This window comes from Gulosibacter sp. GYB002 (assembly GCF_036577665.1).
GTDB classification, from domain to species: Bacteria; Actinomycetota; Actinomycetes; order Actinomycetales; family Microbacteriaceae; genus Gulosibacter; species Gulosibacter hominis.
Window position 1 is genome coordinate 82,946 of record NZ_JARBDD010000005.1, and the last position, 18,802, is coordinate 101,747.

Consider the following 18,802-nt stretch of genomic DNA (forward strand, 5'->3'; position numbering starts at 1 on the left):
CGGCCAGGATAGGATGGGCGACAGACTGAGTGGGATGAGAGGAACCTCGATGCCGAAGATCATCGTGCAGGTAATGCCCAAGCGCGAGCTGCTTGACCCGGCCGGTAAGGCAGTGCAGCGTTCGCTGGCTGCGGGCGGTCAGGGTCACTTCACCGATGTTCGTATTGGTAAGCGTTTTGAGATCACCACCGACCGCGAGGTCACCGCCGAACTCATGGAAGAGGTGGCGGCGCTCGCCGACAATTTGCTGTCGAACGGTGTGATTGAAGATGTGACTTCGATCGACGTGGTTGAGGATGCCGGCGAGGTCGATCCTGCCGACACCGAAACTGTGACCGATGACGGTTTTTTGCCCACCGGTGCCGCGAGCGACGGTCAGGCTCTCGCTAACGAGGCGGGCAACTAATGCGGGTTGGCGTTGTTACCTTCCCCGGCACGCTCGATGATCGGGATGCGCAGCGCGCCATTGAGATCGCGGGTGGTGAGCCGGTGGCGCTCTGGCACCGCGACGATTCGCTGCGCGATGTGGATGCGGTGGTACTGCCGGGTGGATTCAGCTACGGCGACTATTTGCGCTGCGGGGCGATTGCCGCGCAGGCGCCAGTGATGAAAGAGGTCGTCGCGGCAGCTAGTAAGGGCCTGCCGGTGCTCGGCATTTGCAATGGTTTTCAGATGCTCGTTGAGTCGCACCTGCTGCCGGGCGGTCTGATCCGCAACGCGCACGGCCGGTTCGTGTGCCGTGACCAGCGGCTGCGCGTTGAGAACATCGATACCCCCTGGACGAACGCCTATGAGCAGGATGAGGAGATCATCATCCCGTTGAAAAATGGCGAGGGTGCCTATATCGCCGATGACGAGACGCTGAAACGGATCGAGGGCGAGGGGCTGGTGACCTTCCGGTATGTGGGCGTGAACCCGAACGGTTCGCTCAACGACATCGCCGGTTTGCGCAATGAGCGCGGCAATGTTGTTGGGTTAATGCCGCACCCCGAGCACGCGGTTGAGCCCGGTTTTGGTCCAGATACTCCCGAGCGGATGCGGTCGGGTATCGATGGTCTGGGGATGTTTGCCAGCGTGCTGCGCTCGATGGCACAGGCATAGCGCGCAGTTGCGTTTTCAAGGCGCCGAAACGTTTCAAAGACACCGAAACCGCTGAGGTACACCGCTACAGCGGTGTACGCGAGCATTATCGGTGTACGCGAGTGCGTTTCATTGGGCACAGTTGAGCGGTGACGCTACAGCCACCCCTTCGCTGCCGCGAGCGCACCTGCCTGAAACCGACTGTCGGCGCCAAGCAGCTCGAAAATCTGCGCGATGTGTCGCCGGCAGGTGCGCACGCTCATCCCGAGCCGTGATGCCAGCGCTTCATCGGTGAGTCCGGATGCGTGGCCGCGCAAAATCGTCCGCTGCGTGGCGCTGAGTTGCTGCTCGGTTGTCGCATCGTCGACGGTGAATGGGTCCGCAAATGCCCACACCGCATCAAAAAGTGCGCCGAGCAATCGCACGAGGTCTGCATCCCTGGTAACGATTGCAGCCCCGTCGTCGGATTCTCGCGCGCGCGAGAGGATGGCGGCGTGCCGGTCAAACATGAACAGGCGCCACGGCACTACCGGTAGTGTGCGAAACTCGGCTCCGGCGGGTGTGAGCCGGGCCACCGAATTACGGGTTGCGGCGTGGTCGCGGCGACGCTCGTGGTAGAGGTTCTTGCGAATGACGCCGCGCTCAAGCAACTCGAGGTCTTTCGCGTCGCTTTCTTCATGCATTTCGACGGTGGAGCCGCGGCCGGGAACTACCATCAGCACTTCATTGTTGACTCTGCGGCCGAGGTCAAGCAGTAGCTGCTGCGCCGCAGTGGCATCCTCGACAATCTCGAATTGTGATACATCACTAACGCGGGCGCGGGCTTCGAGATATTTCGGTACGAGCGGCAGCATGGTGGCCCGGCGCTCAGCTACTTCCCGCTGTAGGTCAAGGATTTCTCGTTCCTGCGCGTCGACGAGCCCGGCGAGGGCCACTTCGGGCGGTACTGCGACATATGCATCATCCCCCGCGACCTGCACGAGATGCAGAGCAACCAGCTCACCGATAGCTTCTTGCGTATCGCGCTTCCGCAGTGCCAACCCTTCTGAGACCAGCTCGACTGTCGCCTCTGGTAGCGCACTGATGAATTGGTACACGTGCAGGGCGTTCGCGGTCAGCATTGATCTCATACCACTGAGCGTAGCGATCACAGTGCGCATCCTCGCCCAATTGGGATGCGGTACTATGCCGTGCGCCGCTCGGCTGCGGCAGCGAGCGCAATAGTCACCACCGCGAATGTTCCCGCCAGCAGGCTGAATGCGAGGACCGGCTGGTTCGCGTATAGCGGTACGGCGGCGGATCCAACGATGGCGGGGGCCACGAGCAGCGGGATGAATTTGTTGCGCTGCGACTTGTCGATTTGCCCCAGCACGCGGGCGGCGACGAGCGAAAGACCGGCGATACCGATCACGAACGGCACCAGGGCCCAGATGGTTAGCTGCTGGGCGAGCACTACGATGGCGATTGCGGTGAGCCAGGATGCGGTTGCAGTTGCGGCTGCGAGGCGAGTCATTTGGATTCCTTTCGGTCGGGATGCACAGTCAGACTCGCGTGGCCGGTAACCGGTCGCAAGAGCATCCTTGCGCCAGGGCAGGATGCTGCCAACGCTCTCCTGTCGTAGCGCAGTTTTGTGCCGCGGTTCGCCCGGTGACAACTGTAGGAATTGGCAGGAAAATGCCACCCACTCGCCCGAGTATGAACCGCAATTACCTGGCATGAACCCCGATGACAGCGCGTTGGATTCGGTTTCTCGCGGCTTGCTACTTTGCGAGCAACACCGCATCCACCCAGAAGGAGTCACCCATGGCAGTGTTTAATGTCACTTCGAAGGCGACCGGCGAAACCCAGCTGGAAGACACGGCCCGTCAGTTCAAGTTTGTTGTCGACGAGCCGCCGGCACTCGGCGGCGAAGACCAGGGCCCCAACCCCGTGGAATATGTGCTCGGCGCGTTGCTGGGATGCTTCAACGTGGTGATTCACATCGTCGCGAAAGAGCGCGGCGTCACCATCAATTCGCTCACCCTTGACGCCGAAGGCGACCTCGACCCGTCGAAGGTGGTTGGCCAGCCCACCGAGAACCGCGCCGGCTACAGCGACATCCGTGTCACCGTGCGCCTCGACAGCGACGCCGACGATGCCACCGTGCAGTCGATCATCGACGAGGCAAAGACGCGCTGCCCCGTCTCCGACAACCTCGCGAACCCCACCCCGGTGTCGTTCGCATTCGAGCGCGCCTAACGCATCCCCTTACAGCCGCAGCGTGCTGACTGCCCTCGGTTTCGCCGGGGGCAGTCGTGCTTCAAAGCCACCAAAACCACCGAGGGACACCGCTATGGCGGTGTCCCTATGGGTTTTTGGTGTACCCGAGCGGTGCCTGCGGCGCCGGGCCACGCTCGCGTCGCGAAGTCAGCTACTTAGCAACCTCGTTCTTATCTTTGCGGAAGCAAAGGAACCAATCGAGGCAGTACTCGTCTTCGCTTTGGTTCAGCATGCGCTCAGCCGCAACACCACACGAACCGGCGGTGGGCACGATCACATCCTCACCGGGGCGCCAGTCGGCGGGAGTCGCCACATTGTCACGGTCGGCGGTCTGCAGCGCGATGATGATTCGCTTAATTTCGTCGAAATTGCGACCGGTCGACAGCGGGTAATACAGAATCGTGCGGATGATGCCCTCGGGGTCGATGATGAACACCGCGCGCACGGCCTGCGTGTTCGACTGGCCAGGCTGGATCATCCCGTATTTTTTCGAAATATCCATGCGGATGTCTTCGATGAGCGGGAAGGTCACGTCGAGGTTTTTCATGTCCTTCCACTCGAGCTCTTGGATCTTGCGCAGCCAGGCGATGTGGCCATACAGCGAGTCAACCGACAGGCCAACGAGTTCGGTGTTGAGCGCCTTGAACTCGCCCATCATCTTGGCGAAGGTCATGAATTCGGTGGTGCACACGGGCGTGAAGTCGGCCGGGTGCGAGAAGAACACCACCCACTTACCCGCGTAGTCGGCGGGGAAGCTAATGTCGCCCTGCGTGGTCACGGCTTCGAATGCTGGTGCGGGCTCACCCAGCATGGGCATCGGGTTACGAGTTTCGGTAGCTTCGATCTGTTCGGTCATCTGAACCTCCGGGGTAACTCAGCGGCAACTTAACCGGCGCCGCACTGCGGTGCTCTGTTCTTTCAGCTTAGGGATGCTGGATGAACAGCTCGGCGTGAAAATTCCGCGCGTCTCGGCACCTAAAATCCGTTCGTGACCAGCCATTGTGTGCATCCAATTTGTGCCGGCCCTGCTGTTCGATGATCGACCGGCAAGCACCCAAGTAGGCTGGCCGGGTGACTCCTCGCCGTGTTCTTCGCATCACTTCCATCATCGAAGCCTGCACCTGGGCGTTTTTGCTGGTCGCGATGCTATTCAAGTACGTCATTAATCCGGATGCGGGCAGTGTGCTGGTGCCGTTTGCGGGCGCGGCGCACGGCACCGCGTTTTTGGCATACCTGTTCTTTGGCCTGGTGGTGGGTGCGAGCGCGCGCTGGTCGTTTGGGCTGATGCTGGTGGGCGGGTTGGCTTCGGTGCCGCCGTTCGCGACGCTGCTTTTTGACTGGTGGGTTGAGCGTTCGGGTCGGCTTCCCAGCGGTTGGATGCACGAGGATGTGGATGCGCGGGCGCGCGGCTTGCGTGCCGACTATCGGGGTGCGGGGATGTTCGGAAAGCGACTCGATGGCCTGGCGACCTGGACGCTCGCGCATCCGGTGACCCTGGCGCTGATCGCGGTCGCGGCGTTCGTTTTTATCCTCGCCCCTTCACTTGGTGCAGCACTGCGGGGGTAGCTGAAATCCGACTCAGGTGGCACGACAGCGGATGGGCGGCTTCAGTAAACTGCGCATAATCGCGCAATGAAGCGCGGCGCCGCGACATCGAAACTTTAGGCCGAAAGGGTAACTGTGAACTCCAACCCGCAATTCCCCGAAATGCCGCCGCTACCGAACATTCCGCAGTCTGGCGGCAGTGATGCGCAAAAAGCAACCGATCAAGACGCCGCGCAATCATTTCCGCCGCCACCTCCGCACAGTGCCGGTGCACCGCATCCTGTACCGCCGCATCCCGAAACAGGGCCGATGCAACATGGTCCACACACCGGCCAGCAGCACTATCCGGCAGCTCCACCCAACCAGCAGGCCCATCCGCCTGGGGCACCGTTCGGTGGCCACCAGCACGGAATGCAATATGGCCCACCGCCGGACCAACCGCCGGGCCCGCCACCTTATGGGGCCCCGCAAACCAAGAACCGCGCGCAACGCAAAAAGCGCGGCCGCGCAGCCTTGATCGTGTCGCTCGTGGTTGTCGCGCTCATCCTGGCAGCTGCGGTGCCAGTCGGGTGGATGCTGTATCAAAATGCCCAGCCAAAGTATTTGCTGAGTTCGCACAACGAGATCCGCTCGATCTCTATTGATTTGACCTATCTTGATTCCACCGACTCTTGCAGGACCGAAGCAAGGTCAATCGAGGCATCACAACTTGCCACTGACGGGACAAAGAAGGTTGGCGACTATGCCGACGATGCGACTGCAACCCGCGAAATTTTTATTGGCAGCATGACGCATCCCAGCACCATCACCGTATCCGAAGTCACGCCATACGCTCGTGAAATCACAGTTGGCGATGGAACCGAGCCCGTTGAGTTTTTGATTTTTCGCGCAGACGACAACCAGGAAAGCTCGTTCCACGCCGTACGGGTATTTGACGCGAGCGATCAATTTGCTGAATTCATCTACAAGTGCTCCGGCGATGAAGCCAACTACAAGGATTTCATCAGCGCATTCGAAAAAACCAAAATCCGCATCCGTGATTGAGACGAGTGAAACTAGCCATGAACAAGCGAATCGCCCGACTTATCCAGCTCGGCGCAGCAGTCGCCACTGTTTTTGCCCTGGCGGGATGCAGCACCTACACAATCAACAACGCCGACCCCGAGGCAGCTGAGCATCCCGGTGGCAAAACCGCCGAGGATGCAATCGAGAGCTACTTCGCGGCCCTTGAGTCGGGCGATGCGGCGGCACTCGCAGAACTTGCCGTCGAAGAGATCGACGTCGACTCGATCCAGATGCCTGACACCCCAGCCACGCTCAAAACTGTTTATGGGGCGCCCGAACAAAACCCGCGACCGGTTGACCGAAAGTTTGTCACGGTGCAAATTGTGTACCGGATTGATTCCGAAACGGCCACCTGGGATGCATCAATGCGATACGCCGGTGAAGAAAAGGGGTGGCAGTTCTTCGACCCGTTCGTGTCTATCGCGGCTTCCGAAGACGGCCAACTGGGCCTGGATGCGGGCGCCACAATCATGCCGAGCAAACATTTTGCCCCGGGCATTCATGAACTCGGCGACGAACTGTCGACCAAATATCTCAAAGCACCCGATCGAGGCATTAATGTTCGGCTCGCACACGCGGTCGACAATGAGGCCACAAAGAACGGCACGCGCATACAAAAGGCCGTCGACCTCGCCCAGTTCACGCTGACCGACGAGGCGAAAGCCGCTGCAAAAAGCAAGATCGAAGAGTTCCGCGACGATTGTAAAAACTGGTGCTCGCATTTCGACCGCACGATCCAGCCACACGAGCAGCTGCCTGACGCCGAAGGTCGCGTGCTGCGGTTCAAATCCGACGCCGCAATGCCCGACAAAGTGACGCTGATCGACAGCCATTCCAAAGATGAGAAGGCGTGGTATGAGGAGCAGCACTCGCATGTCGACCCCTTGAAATCATTCGTGAAGATCGAACCCGTCACCATTGAGCGAACCAAATACACGTGCAAAAACAACGATTGCACCTACGCCTCCGCGGCGCCTGACTACAAGGTGGTGAAAAAGGCGGCGTTCATCTACGAAATCAAGGGTGACGAGCTCGAGTTCGTTGAGATTCGCGACAACGAATAGCGGAGGGCGTTAGCGGCACAGCTACGGCAACCGCATCGCACCCGGATGCCAGTTCTGTGCGCCGCCGCACTCGCCAGGCGTGAACGGGCACCGCCGACTAGACTCGGAAGCAGACTTTGCCCGACCGGCCGTGTCGGGCATCCTCACCCCGTCTCTAGGAGCGAATTTGAGCATCCGTCACGTGCCCGACACCGTCGAAAACGCCAAGGCCACCCCTGAAAAGGAGCAGCCGTACGAGTCGCTCGGCCTGAAGGCAGAAGAGTACGCGCTCATCCGTGAAATCCTCGGCCGCCGCCCCACTTCGGGTGAGCTGGCCATGTATTCGGTGATGTGGTCGGAGCACTGCTCGTATAAGTCGTCGAAAAAGTACCTGCGCCAGTTTGGCCAGAAACAGAACGACAAGATGCGCGAGCACCTCATGGTGGGTATGGGTGAGAACGCCGGTGTGCTCGACATCGGCGATAACTGGGCCGTCACTTTCAAGGTCGAGTCGCACAACCACCCCAGCTACATTGAACCGTTCCAGGGCGCTGCCACCGGTGTTGGCGGCATTGTGCGCGACATTATTTCGATGGGTGCTCGCCCGGTTGCGGTGATGGATGGCCTACGTTTCGGTGAAATCGACGACCCCGACACCGCGCGCGTGGTGCACGGCGTTGTGGGCGGCATTTCGTTCTACGGCAACTGCCTGGGTCTGCCGAACATCGGCGGCGAAACCTGGTTCGACAAGACCTACCAGGTGAACCCGCTCGTGAACGCGCTCGCTGTGGGCGCCCTCAAGCACGACGATCTGCACCTCGCGAACGCTCGCGGTGCCGGCAACAAGGTGGTGCTGTTCGGGGCCCGCACCGGTGGCGATGGAATTGGTGGCGCATCCATTCTCGCTTCCGATTCGTTTGACGAGGGTGGCCCCACCAAGCGTCCCGCGGTGCAGGTTGGTGACCCGTTTGCCGAAAAGGTGCTGATCGAGTGCTGTCTCGAACTATTTGCTGCCGGGGCCGTTGAGGGTATTCAAGACCTCGGCGCGGCCGGTATTTCGTGCGCCACCAGCGAGTTGGCTGCGGCGGGTGATGGCGGGATGCACATCTCGCTCGACAATGTGCTGTTGCGCGACGACACCCTGACCGCCGAAGAGATTCTGATGTCGGAGTCGCAGGAGCGGATGATGGCGGTTGTCAGCCCCGAAAAGCTCGACAAGTTCCTCGCGATCACCGACAAGTGGGAGGTCGAGGCCAGTGTGCTCGGCGAGGTGACCGACACCGGCCGCCTGTTCATCGACTGGCAGGGTGAGCGCATCGTGGATGTTGACCCCACCACCGTCGCGATCGACGGCCCGGTGTACGACCGCCCGGTGGCCTACCCCGAGTGGATTGACGCGCTGCAGGCAGATCGCGCTGAGGCACTCCCCCGCGCGACCAGCGGTGACGAGCTGCGGGCGCAGCTTTTCGCGGTGCTCGGCCACCCGAACGCGGCCGACCCGGCCTGGGTCACCGACCAGTTTGACCGCTACGTTGGCGGCAACACGGCGTTTGCCTATCCCGAGGATGCGGGTGTGTTGCGTATCGACGAAACCACCCGCCTGGGTGTGGCGCTGTCGATGGATGCGAACGGCCGCTACACGCAGCTTGACCCGCGCACCGGTGCGCGGCTCGCGCTTGCCGAGGCGTACCGTAACGTTGCCGCCACCGGCGCGGAGCCGATGGCGGTGAGTGACTGCCTGAACTTTGGTTCGCCAGAGAACCCTGAGGTGATGTGGCAGTTCTCGCAGGCGGTTGAGGGGCTCGCTGATGGTTGTCTCGAACTGTCGATCCCGGTGACCGGCGGTAACGTCTCGTTCTACAACCAGACCGGTGATACGCCGATCCACCCCACCCCCACTGTTGCGGTGCTGGGCCGTTTTGAGGATGTCGACCTGCGAGTTGCGGGTGGCTGGCAGGATGAAGGCAACAACATCTACCTGCTGGGTGTCACTCGCGAAGAGCTTTCGGGTTCGCTGTGGGCCGATGCGGTGCACGACCACCTGGGCGGGATGCCTCCGGCAGTCGACTTCGAGGCTGAGATGGCGCTCGCTTCGGTGCTGCAGTCGGCTTCAAAGGAAGGGCTGCTGTCGTCGGCACACGACCTTTCTGAGGGCGGGCTGGCGCTGGCGCTCGTGGAGTCGTGTGCCCGCTTCGGGATCGGCGCCCGCATCGTGCTCGATGAACTGTTGCAGCGCGATGGTGTGGATGTGACCACGGCGCTGTTCTCAGAGTCGCAGGCGCGCGTGATCGTGTCGGTGCCCCGCGAGGACGATGTGCGGTTCACCCTCATGTGCGAGGCCCGCAAGCTGCCGATTCTGCGCATCGGCGTCACCGATGGTGATGCGCTCGAGGTGCAGGGTCAGTTCAAGGTGCCGGTTGCTGAGCTGCAGCAGCTGCGGGCTGCGACGCTGCCCTCGCGTTTCGGCGACCGCGTGACCGAGTAGCTGCGCGGGATGTTAGGGGCGGGGTTCCACTGCCAGGTAGTGGAACCCTTGCCCGCGGCCAGACTCATTTGACGGCGCAAGATCACCCTGCGCTGCGAGATGTTTCAGCGTTGCACTGAGGTTGCTGGGTTGAACACCCATAATTGACCCGAGCTCGGTGCTACTAATCCTTCCTCGATAACGCGCGTAGCTGAGCGCGGTCTCGGTGCGGTCAGGCAGATGACGGGCACTTTCGCGTTCGAGCCATCCGCGTTCCAAGTATTTACGAACTGCTGTGCCCAAACACCAAACTGGTTCACTACCTGCAGGAGCCCCTTTAACGGGCTGGATAATGCGTTCACCCCGAAAACTGGCGGCGGCGAGACTGTGGATCGCCAGTTCGGCTTCTTGTCGTGGAAGCTGAATGGCAGCGGCTGCCTCACTAAGCTCTACCCAACCCTTTCGTGCCAAAGCATCGAGAATGATGAGCTGGTTCAAATCCTTCCCGGCGGTTGCGGGCTCAATAGCGTCGAGAAACTCCATCCAGATTTTGTCGGGGACGTCACCAATGAGTGTTGTTCGGACAGCCGCAGCCGCATCCAGTTGAGAAAAAATTGGTGCTGAGTAGCCCAATCGGAGCATCTCGCGCACCATGCGGTCAACTCCGATCCCCTCACGCTCGGCAATCCCCAGCAATGAGAACAGGTGCGCGAGTGATGCATTTCGTGACCGCGATGGATGCGAAATAATGTTTGTCTCGTTTACGCCTCCGACAAAACCTCCAGGACTCGTGACGCGGAGCGTGCCGCCGATATGTTCGACAAGCGTTGAGTCGTGTGATTGCCAGTTCCGGTGCGTCATGCCGTTAACGATCGCTTCGCGCATCGCGAGTCGAGGCAGCGCGGGCAGCTGACGCATCACGAGTCCAGCTTGCACGTGCCGAACGGGGTTATAGACATCCAACAGTTGGAATGTCTCATGGAGCGCTTCGATCGCCGAGATTCCCTTGCGATTCATGCGTGTCAGGCTGTCCCCGCCCGCATACTCGCGGCGAAGATAATCGATCGGAGAGAAGTCGAGTGCCGTAAATGCGATTGCCCCCGCATTTGTGAGTTTTCCGGTTGGTGTGACTAACCCAAGGCGACGGAGTAAATCTGCGTCATGAGCGTTGGCCAGGTCTTCTCCTTTTGAGTCGCCGCGGTCTCGGAGGTAGTCTCTGGCAATTTCGAGCGCGCGAGCCCGAACTTCGTCAAGACTGATCTCAGAAGACTGTTCCGACCAGTCGAAGTTCAGCAGGTCAAGCCGGCGGGTGTGCCACCCAGCTGCATCGATCTCAACACAGCTGTCACCCACTCGCCATCGGATCCGGCCCCCGTAGCGGATCGGCTCGAGCGCCTCAGGGGCCACGATGATCAGGAGGCGTACGCCTGAAATCACCTGTTCAATGCACTCAACAGTTAGTCGACGGTCGGTCAGCTCGTAGATTCGCTTGCGCAACCAATCAGCATCGGTTGCAGCACCGACAAGTTCGCCATCATCTGCGACTCCGACAATCAGCGCACCCCCTCCAGGGGTGTTCGCCATACAGGAGGCCTCCTGTGCCAGCTGTTTTGCTACTTCATTCGATCTGGGGGTCCCCGGCAGTATGGTTTTCGAGCCGTTCCGCCGTCCGGCTTCTTCTTTCAGGTCGAGGTGTGGGCCTTCGACACTTCCGGTGACGCGCTCGCCGTTCTCCAGCCGCTACAAAACAGCAGCTACCGCCTGACGAACTGGATCGTTAATCATCGCGCTACCCCCTGATCCACACAGCGCATAATTAACCTGCAGATTAATTATGCATGGGATGTGATCCACCGGTTACGCATAATTAAACCCGCTGCCACACCCGCTACTCTGAACGCAGCTCGCCCGAGGTGGCGAGCCCGGCGGTGCGCATCAGCGACTCGAGCGGGCCGCGACCAACCGTGAGCGCCCACGCCGTGCATCCCATCAAGAACGCGAGCGTGACAATCAGCGCGGTCGGGTCGCCCTCAAGCGGGCCGATCCAGTCGCTGAGGTTGGTGTTGCCGTACACCACGAGGTAGACGACAACGTGCAGCGAGTAGACCGTCAGCGGCATCGATCCGAGCGCCGCGAACGGCAGCGTTACCCAGCGCATCCGGGTGCTGCCGATAAGCAGGCACAGCCCGACCACCGCCAGGCTCACTCCCAGGCCGAGGAAGATTTCGAGGCTGCCGCCGGTGTGCGGCAGGCTGTTGGTGAGCCCCGCGAGCACTCCCGCCAGCGGTGAGTGTTCGAAGTCGTCATCCGCGGGAAGTTCGCCGTAGGCCGACCACGAGCCACTGCTGCTCGAGAGGTTTGTGTATTGCGGCGGTTGGCCGACACCTTCGGGGGTGAGGGATGCGAGCGCGAATCCGGCGACGGTGATGACCACTCCGGCGAGCAGCGCGATGCTTGCGAGTTTGCGACTGCGCAGGTCGAATCGGCCCAGTGCCATCCCGAATAGCGCCATCGCCAGCCAGGCGTGCAGCGGATAGTGACCGTAGAAGACGAATGCGAGCCCCGCCGCGTAGGGCGCGCTCAATTGCAGCAGCTGCACGAGCATCGGCGCGAACACCATGAGTGCCGCGGCCCAGATGATGAGGAAGTGTCGGCGCATCCGAATAAATGGCAGCAGCGCGAGGTAGAGCAGCCCGAATATGGGCAGGATGATGGCGATGGGGGTGCCGAGCGCTTCAAGGGAGAGGCCGATCGCGAAGATCACCGCGCCGCGACCGACCAGGCGCAGCCGAAGTTTGGGGAGTTGTTCGACGGCGGGTCGCGCGCGACCGCCGGTCATGAGCGCGACCGAGGTGCCGGCGAGGAATGCGAAAAGCAGCGAGGTGAACCCGTGGATGATGCCGGGCCAGGTTTCGGGTTTCGCGAGCTGCAGCTCGGGCACGAGTGCCATGTGGGCGAATATCATGCCGATGATGGCGAGTGCGCGAGCCAGATCGAGCCCCGTGATGCGGGGCGGATCGATCAGCGATCGAATTTTTTGCATGGCGTCATCTTGCCCGAGCGCGACAGAAAAATGCATGCGATTCACTGAGAACTGTTCGCAACTGGTGGGATTTTTACGGTTGCCACTTACGGCTGCCCGTTAGGGTGAAGTCATGACAAACGTTCTGCTGCTGGGCCACGGCGCCATCGCCCACGATCTCATCCGCCTGCTTTCGCCGGAGATTTCCCGCGGCGAGGTGCACATTTGTGGCGCGGTGGTGCGTGACCCCAGCAAGCATGGCGACCCGGCGTATCGGCTGTATGTTGCTGAGCGGCTCGACGAGGCGCTTGCCGAAGCGGATGTGGTGGTGGAGTGCGCCGGGGTTGCTGCTGCACGAGCAATGGGCCCGAAAGTGATCGCATCCGGGCGCGATTTGATTCTCACCAGCGTCGGCGCGCTGGCGCACGAGGATGCGCGGCGCGACCTGCTCGGCGGCCCCGGTCGGCTTGTGGTGACCAATGGCGCGATTGGTGGTTTTGATGCGCTGGCTGCGGCGGCGCAGGCTGGCGGTGTTGATGAGGTGACGCTGCGCACTTCGAAGCTGGCGCGGGCGCTCGTGCAGCCGTGGATGAGTGAGGCTGAGGCTGAGCGGCTGGAGATGTTGACCGAGGCGGATGGGCCGCTGGAGCTATTTGTAGGAACACCGACCGAAGCGATTAAGAAGTTCCCGTCGAATGTGAATGTGTCGGTGGCGCTGGCGTGGGCGACGCAGGATTTGTTGCCAAAGGATGCATCGCTTGCTGATCGGGTTGCGAATCTAGAGCGCGCGCTCGAGCGGGTGCAGGTGACAATTGTGGCGGATGCAGCGGCGACGCTGAGTGAGCATCTGATCCGCACTTCGGGTCGCGCCGGCACCTGCGAGTTCCACTTTTTGAATGCGCCGTCGCCCACCAACCCGCGCACCAGCGGCTTCACCGCGATGTCGGTGGCGCGCGACCTGCGGGAGTGGTTGCGGGGTTAGCTGCGCGGTTGCTCAAAAATGTCGGAGGCTCGTGGGACAGTTGCCTTATTCCTGTAAGAAAGGGCTCCAATGGCGACTGCGTTCGATGGCCTCTCTGCCGCTGCGAAATCACTGTGGGCGAAGTCGGGAGATGAGTCAGGCTGGCTGACGCTCCCGCAGCACATGCGCGACTCGGCAGATGTTGCCGCCTTGCTCTGGGATGAGTGGGCTTCCCCACAGGTTAGAGCTGCGTGTAGTTCTGCGCTCGGTCTCGAGCCTCCAGCTGCCCGTGCACTGTTTCGATGGCTTGCCTGTGTGCATGACATTGGCAAAGCGAGTCGCCACTTCGCTGGTCAACTCGATCAACGTGGCGAGCAGTTCTCGGTTTTCAGCTCACGTATTCGCGATGCCGGGCTTCCGATGCGGATGCCGGCGATCGAGGCCCAAGAGAAAATCTGGCATCCAACAGCCGGCCGAGCAATCGCGATTAGGTGGCTTACCGAGAAACAAAATATGACGCGGCTTTCAGCCGTGTCGTTGGCGAGCGTGATTGATGCACACCACGGATTGCCTTCTTTCACAACTGAGTTTCGCCATGCTGACGCATGCATCAATGGCGAGTATGAGGATCCGTGGTGCGAGGTCTGGGACGAGTTACTGGTGGCCGCTCTGGAGTATTGCGAGGCAGCAACCCCAATTTCAAAGCTGACCGACGACCGATTCTGGCAACTTCCAGTCACAGGGCAGATGCTGCTTACCGGCCTGGTCATTATGACCGACTGGATCGCATCAAACAGTGATGCATTTCCAATGAGCCCCTCGTGCGATCAGCTTCAGCGAGCCTTTGACGGCTACGCCGCAATCGACCTTCCCAACGCATGGCGTCCGAAACCAATTGATGACATCGCAAAGCTCATGCGTCAGCGGTTTAGCTGGCCAGATTCTGCGTCACCTCGCCCCGTACAAGTAGCCGCCAGTGAGCTCGCGGATACCGCACCGATGCTCATGATCATTGAGGCGCCCACCGGTGAGGGGAAGACTGAAGCTGCTCTGGTAGCAGCAGAGCGACTCGCCGCATTATCCGGGGCCGGGGGTGTTTTCTTCGGCGCACCAACAATGTCAACAAGCGATGCACTGTTCCGGCGCATCGAGTCTTGGGCTCGACACGCTACCCCAACTGGTGAAGTCAACTCACTGTTCTTGGGCCATTCAAAGGCCTCGCTTAATCCCGATTATCAGCAGCTGCGTTTTGACGGCATCGGTCTCGACTGCGGTCACGATGACTATGGGGATGTTGTGGCAACCCAGTGGCTTTCGGGACGCAAAACGGGGATGCTCGCCAATATGGTCGTCGGCACAGTAGACCAACTGCTGATCATGTCACTCCAGTCGCGGCACGCAATGCTGCGTCATCTCGCGCTTGCTGGAAAAGTCGTCGTCATCGATGAGGTTCACGCCTATGACACCTATATGAGCGGTTACCTCCACGAATCGCTTCGTTGGCTAGCTTCCTACGGCGTCTCGGTGATCTTGCTGTCGGCGACATTGCCGGTGACATCGAAGCGCAAATTGCTCGAGGCCTACCGAGGTGGACTGCCCCTTCAGCCTGATGGCCGAGAGATTGAACTCCCTGGCGAGTTGAGCACCGCCTATCCACTCATTACGACGCTCGATGGCACCAATGGGCTGACTCAAACAAAGGTTGCGTCTCGACCGCCCGATGCACACGTGGCCGTAAAGATTATCGAGGACACGGTTGATGCCCTCGTGGATCGCTTGTCCTCAGAGACTCGTGAAGGTGGCTGCGTGCTCGTTCTCTGCAACTCAGTTGTTCGAGCACAGCAAGTTCTTAACGCTCTCCCCGCCGAGTTGGCTGCGGACGCAGAGCTGTTGCATGCGCGGTTCATCGCTTCGGATCGTGCTTCTCGTGAGCAGCAGTTCGTGGCCGAACTCGGACCAGATGCCAGGCGCGGTCGGGGGCGCCCCTCGCGACGGATCGTGATTGCGACACAGGTTGCCGAGCAGTCACTCGATATTGATGTCGACTTGCTCATTACCGACATCGCTCCGGTCGACCTCTTGATTCAGCGCATGGGACGTCTACACCGACACGCCAGGCCGGAAACCGATCGACCTGAACGTCTGCGTCAACCCAGGATGCTCGTTCGCGGTGTACTCGAAAATTCACCCACGGCCGTCCGTTTTGATCGGCATTCCGAGCTAATTTATGAACCAAAGACACTGATCGCTTCGTTGCATGAGCTCAACATACACGCGATCCCGCATGGAATAATTCGACCTAACGATGTCGCAGGTTTCGTGCAGCGCGCATATGGTGGCGGACAGTCCCTGCCCGCGGGTTGGCAGGAGCGCTGGCAAGAAGCGTGCGCGACATGGGAGAGTAACCAGCAGCGCGCAGAGCAGCGCTCCAAGACCTTCCGATTTCCTGATCCTTACGATGCGACCAGCATGCTCGGGCTATTTGACGCCCAAAGAACAGACGTTTCGAAGAATGCCGCTGCCGAGGAACAGGGCTTTGCGCAGGTGCGCGACTCAGAACCCAGCTTGGAAGTGGTGCTGATAGTCGGAGACGCGGAAGGGTATTCACCGTTGCCATGGGTGGTTGATGACGTCGGCATGATCCCTAACGATGCCGAGGTTGATCGGGTAACCGCACATGCGCTCGCGCGCTCCACTGTTCGGCTACCTCGACGGTTCGGTACGTATCACTTCGAACAGGCGTTGACCGAGCTAGAAACGTCGACCCCTGCCGCTTGGCAGAGTGACCCGCTGCTGAGAGGCATGCTTGCGCTACGACTCAATAGCAATTTGTGCGGCAGCCTCTGTGGAATCGAACTGCAATATAGCCGAGAACTTGGGCTCAGTGAGGTGTCAAAATGATTGACTCCCTAAACTGGAATCGCCTCGCATCTGGCGAGGATGAGCCCTTATTTTTTCAGGGGCCAGCATTGGCCCCGCGTAAGCGGGGATGGCGGCCTGCTTCCGGGCGCCTCACATTTGCTTTGAACTTATTATTTCATGTAGCATACAGAGCGATACCGATGCGAAGGAGCATGAATGCCCACCCCAACCTTCCACCTTCTGGATGACCCCTGGCTCGAATGCGAGATGCTTGACGGCACTGTTCGCATGCTGTCACTCCAGGAGCTTGCTGCACAGCTTGGGAGTATTCGCGATCTGCGGGGCGACTGGAAGCCACAGCAATACGCACTCCACCGCGTACTACTCGCCATGTTTTGGCGAGCCCACCGCGACGACCAGCCATTACAGAATCGACGAGACGCATCGCGGTTTGACATGTGGTGGGTCGCTACCCGCGAGTTGTTTCAGCAGGACCCTGCGGACACTCCCCTCAGGGACTACCTCGAACAGCACCGCGATAGATTTGCGTTGTTCGGCCCAACCCCTTTTATGCAGGTAGCGAACCTCGAAACCAGCAAGGGCACCTATAGCGAAGTACGTCGCCTTGTCCCCGAGGTTGAATCCGACTTTTTCACAACAGCTGCCGGTGAAGGCGCGACTCAGATTAGCTTCGCCGAGGCTTCACGTTGGGTTGTTTCACTTCAGGCCTTCGACTACAGCGGCATTAAGTCCGGAGCCCTGGGCGATCCGCGCGTGAAGGGAGGGAAGGGCTACCCGATCGGCACCGGCTGGTCAGGTATGACCGGCGGCGTGCTGATCAAGGGCTCAAACCTCGCAGAAACGTTACTACTCAACACCGACCCGAAGACAGTTTTCACGCCAGACACGGCAGACGATCTGCCAGCGTGGGAACGCGAACCTGATTCTGCCGCCGAGCGGTCGCTCCCCGAGCCAACCGGCCCCTGTGATTTGCTGACCTGGCAGTCCCGGCGTATTCGACTCTTCACCGAAGGTGACATGGTCACTGGGGTATTGGTCTCGAATGGCGACCAAATCCCCGGCGCGGGTGCCAATATCCTCTCCGACCCAATGACTCCCTACCGCTTCTCGAGCAATAAGTCGAAAGCGGGTAAACAGGTATTTTATCCGCGGCCGCATGATTCGGAGCGCACCATTTGGCGAGGGTTGGCACCACTACTCGCTCGCGAAGGTTTCGTCTTCGAACTCAAAAAGAACGAGCTGCCGCCAAAAGCACCGAAAACAATTGAACACCTGGGCCAGCTGAACGACTCGGGGCAGCTCGATCACGATCTGCATGTCGGCCTCGAACTCATCAGCGTTGAGTACGGGCCGCAAAGCTCGTCGATCGTCGACACCGTTTACGCACAGCTCGAGCTACCACCTAACAGTTTTTCGCAACACGACCTGCGGGTTGGTAACGCAATCCTCGCGGCAAGCAAAGCCACGCAGGAAGCTGCGCTCGCGCTCGGCCGTTTTAGCGGTGAACTCAACGTCGCAGCCGGTGGTGACTATGCGTTTGATGCCGTGAGTGCAGGTAGTTTGCTCGACTCATTGAGCCCAGCGTTTCGCGAGTGGCTCACCACGCTCAGTAGCGGTCAAACTAACCAAGCGCTCACTGGCTGGTTCGCCCATGTTCGACGAACCGTACGTGAACACGCGGATGTACTCCTCACCGGAGCCGGAGCTCGCGCCCTGGTCGGCAGAGAAAAGGATGAGCGCTTCGTGTCCGCCGGCACTGCTCATCAGCGTCTACTTCGAAACCTCAGCACTATCCTGCCCACCCCAGAACCGCAGGAACAGGCAGCATCATGAACACCGTTGGACCAGCCGAAACGCAACGCAAAACCATCTCTGGCGTAGTCGGTGGCGCGCTCAGCCGCCTCCAGCACGACTACCTGAGCAGCGATAATCACGCTGCCCAGGCTCAGGCCCGCGGCATCCTAGCGACACTTCGCCGCGGCGCAGGCACCGCACCCGAACAGGATCTCGTGACCTGGCAGCAAACGCTCGAACTCGTTGTGCCCGACCTGCCTGAACAGTTCCAGGGTAAAAGCAATGCCCCCTCTCCCTCTGAGCGCGCAATCTACGATGCGCTAACGCTTTACGCACTGCACATGCAGTCGCAACAAAAACCAATGCATGACCGCAGTCGATCATTCGCGCGAGCCGCTGGAGTCTTGGTCGCTAAACGTGATTCTGACTCGGTCAAGCCGCGGTTTGATGCTCTGCTCATGGTGAAAAATCCCAGTACTCGACGCCACCACGCTCGAGGTTTGATCACGCTCATGCGCGCCGAGTCAATCGGATTTGACTACGGACGTTTTGCAGAAGACCTCTACCGACTGGACAGTCCAAGCCGCAATTCAGTGCTGCTGGCATGGGGCCGAGACTTCGCAAACGGACGCTTCCGCCAAGACCAGTCCACCGTTAACGATTCCGCTCAAACTACTAACTAGCAC

The 18,802-nt window shown here is 60.3% G+C and carries 16 protein-coding genes; 11 read left to right on the top strand and 5 right to left on the bottom strand.

Translation table 11 applies throughout. The features are described 5' to 3' along the window. Positions 1 to 49: 49 nt before the first annotated feature. Both purS and purQ read left to right on the top strand, forming a co-directional pair. The gene (gene purS, locus PV375_RS04110; RefSeq protein WP_332106245.1) at positions 50 to 406 is read left to right on the top strand and encodes a phosphoribosylformylglycinamidine synthase subunit PurS; all 357 of its coding nucleotides are present in this window, start codon (positions 50 to 52) and stop codon (positions 404 to 406) included. Next, complete coding sequence (gene purQ / locus PV375_RS04115; RefSeq protein WP_332106246.1) at positions 406 to 1,101, top strand: phosphoribosylformylglycinamidine synthase subunit PurQ; 696 nt, start codon at positions 406 to 408, stop codon at positions 1,099 to 1,101. Before purS ends, purQ begins: the two co-directional genes overlap by 1 nt. Positions 1,102 to 1,235: 134 nt before the next feature. Here purQ and PV375_RS04120 read toward each other — a convergent pair whose 3' ends face one another. Together PV375_RS04120 and PV375_RS04125 are read right to left on the bottom strand one after the other, a co-directional pair. After that, a complete protein-coding gene (locus PV375_RS04120) occupies positions 1,236 to 2,210 on the bottom strand; it encodes a helix-turn-helix transcriptional regulator (RefSeq protein WP_332106247.1) in 975 nt (324 codons plus the stop codon). A 53-nt stretch (positions 2,211 to 2,263) separates the two neighbouring features. After that, positions 2,264 to 2,593, bottom strand: coding sequence for a hypothetical protein (locus tag PV375_RS04125; RefSeq protein WP_332106248.1), 330 nt, complete (start codon positions 2,591 to 2,593; stop codon positions 2,264 to 2,266). 290 nt (positions 2,594 to 2,883) lie between these two features. On the opposite strand from PV375_RS04125, the gene PV375_RS04130 reads away from it, so the two are divergent. Further along, on the top strand, positions 2,884 to 3,318 hold the full coding sequence (locus PV375_RS04130; protein ID WP_332106249.1) for an OsmC family protein: 435 nt from the start codon (positions 2,884 to 2,886) through the stop codon (positions 3,316 to 3,318). A 172-nt stretch (positions 3,319 to 3,490) separates the two neighbouring features. Here PV375_RS04130 and PV375_RS04135 read toward each other — a convergent pair whose 3' ends face one another. Beyond that, positions 3,491 to 4,195 (bottom strand): peroxiredoxin, encoded by a 705-nt coding sequence (locus PV375_RS04135; RefSeq protein ID WP_332106250.1) that lies wholly within the window; start codon positions 4,193 to 4,195, stop codon positions 3,491 to 3,493. Between the two features lie 215 nt (positions 4,196 to 4,410). Between PV375_RS04135 and PV375_RS04140 the strand changes: the two genes are divergently transcribed. The 4 genes from PV375_RS04140 (at position 4,411) to purL (ending at position 9,477) form a co-directional block, all read left to right on the top strand. Continuing rightward, complete coding sequence (locus PV375_RS04140) at positions 4,411 to 4,905, top strand: DUF3817 domain-containing protein (protein ID WP_332106252.1); 495 nt, start codon at positions 4,411 to 4,413, stop codon at positions 4,903 to 4,905. Between the two features lie 114 nt (positions 4,906 to 5,019). After that, positions 5,020 to 5,928: a hypothetical protein gene (locus PV375_RS04145; protein ID WP_332106253.1), complete on the top strand. Its 909-nt coding sequence runs from the start codon at positions 5,020 to 5,022 to the stop codon at positions 5,926 to 5,928. 17 nt (positions 5,929 to 5,945) lie between these two features. Next, positions 5,946 to 7,013 (top strand): hypothetical protein, encoded by a 1,068-nt coding sequence (locus PV375_RS04150; protein ID WP_332106254.1) that lies wholly within the window; start codon positions 5,946 to 5,948, stop codon positions 7,011 to 7,013. A gap of 166 nt (positions 7,014 to 7,179) precedes the next feature. Then, positions 7,180 to 9,477 (top strand): phosphoribosylformylglycinamidine synthase subunit PurL, encoded by a 2,298-nt coding sequence (purL, locus tag PV375_RS04155; protein ID WP_332106255.1) that lies wholly within the window; start codon positions 7,180 to 7,182, stop codon positions 9,475 to 9,477. 12 nt (positions 9,478 to 9,489) lie between these two features. Here purL and PV375_RS04160 read toward each other — a convergent pair whose 3' ends face one another. Both PV375_RS04160 and PV375_RS04165 read right to left on the bottom strand, forming a co-directional pair. Next, positions 9,490 to 11,193 carry an ATP-binding protein gene (locus PV375_RS04160; protein WP_332106302.1) on the bottom strand — a complete coding sequence of 568 codons (1,704 nt, stop codon included), beginning with the start codon at positions 11,191 to 11,193 and terminating at the stop codon, positions 9,490 to 9,492. A 151-nt stretch (positions 11,194 to 11,344) separates the two neighbouring features. Next, on the bottom strand, positions 11,345 to 12,499 hold the full coding sequence (locus tag PV375_RS04165; RefSeq protein WP_332106256.1) for a heparan-alpha-glucosaminide N-acetyltransferase domain-containing protein: 1,155 nt from the start codon (positions 12,497 to 12,499) through the stop codon (positions 11,345 to 11,347). A 112-nt stretch (positions 12,500 to 12,611) separates the two neighbouring features. Here PV375_RS04165 and PV375_RS04170 point away from each other — a divergent pair, with 112 nt between their 5' ends. The 4 genes from PV375_RS04170 to casB all read left to right on the top strand — a co-directional run bounded on the left by PV375_RS04170 (position 12,612) and on the right by casB (position 18,799). After that, a complete protein-coding gene (locus PV375_RS04170) occupies positions 12,612 to 13,460 on the top strand; it encodes an aspartate dehydrogenase domain-containing protein (protein WP_332106257.1) in 849 nt (282 codons plus the stop codon). A gap of 69 nt (positions 13,461 to 13,529) precedes the next feature. Beyond that, positions 13,530 to 16,340, top strand: coding sequence for a CRISPR-associated helicase Cas3' (cas3, locus tag PV375_RS04175; protein WP_332106258.1), 2,811 nt, complete (start codon positions 13,530 to 13,532; stop codon positions 16,338 to 16,340). Positions 16,341 to 16,517: 177 nt separating this feature from the next. After that, the gene (gene casA / locus PV375_RS04180; RefSeq protein WP_332106259.1) at positions 16,518 to 18,155 is read left to right on the top strand and encodes a type I-E CRISPR-associated protein Cse1/CasA; all 1,638 of its coding nucleotides are present in this window, start codon (positions 16,518 to 16,520) and stop codon (positions 18,153 to 18,155) included. Continuing rightward, entirely contained in the window at positions 18,152 to 18,799 is a 648-nt protein-coding gene (casB, locus tag PV375_RS04185) for a type I-E CRISPR-associated protein Cse2/CasB (protein ID WP_332106260.1), read from the top strand. Before casA ends, casB begins: the two co-directional genes overlap by 4 nt. The last annotated feature ends 3 nt before the right edge of the window (positions 18,800 to 18,802 follow it).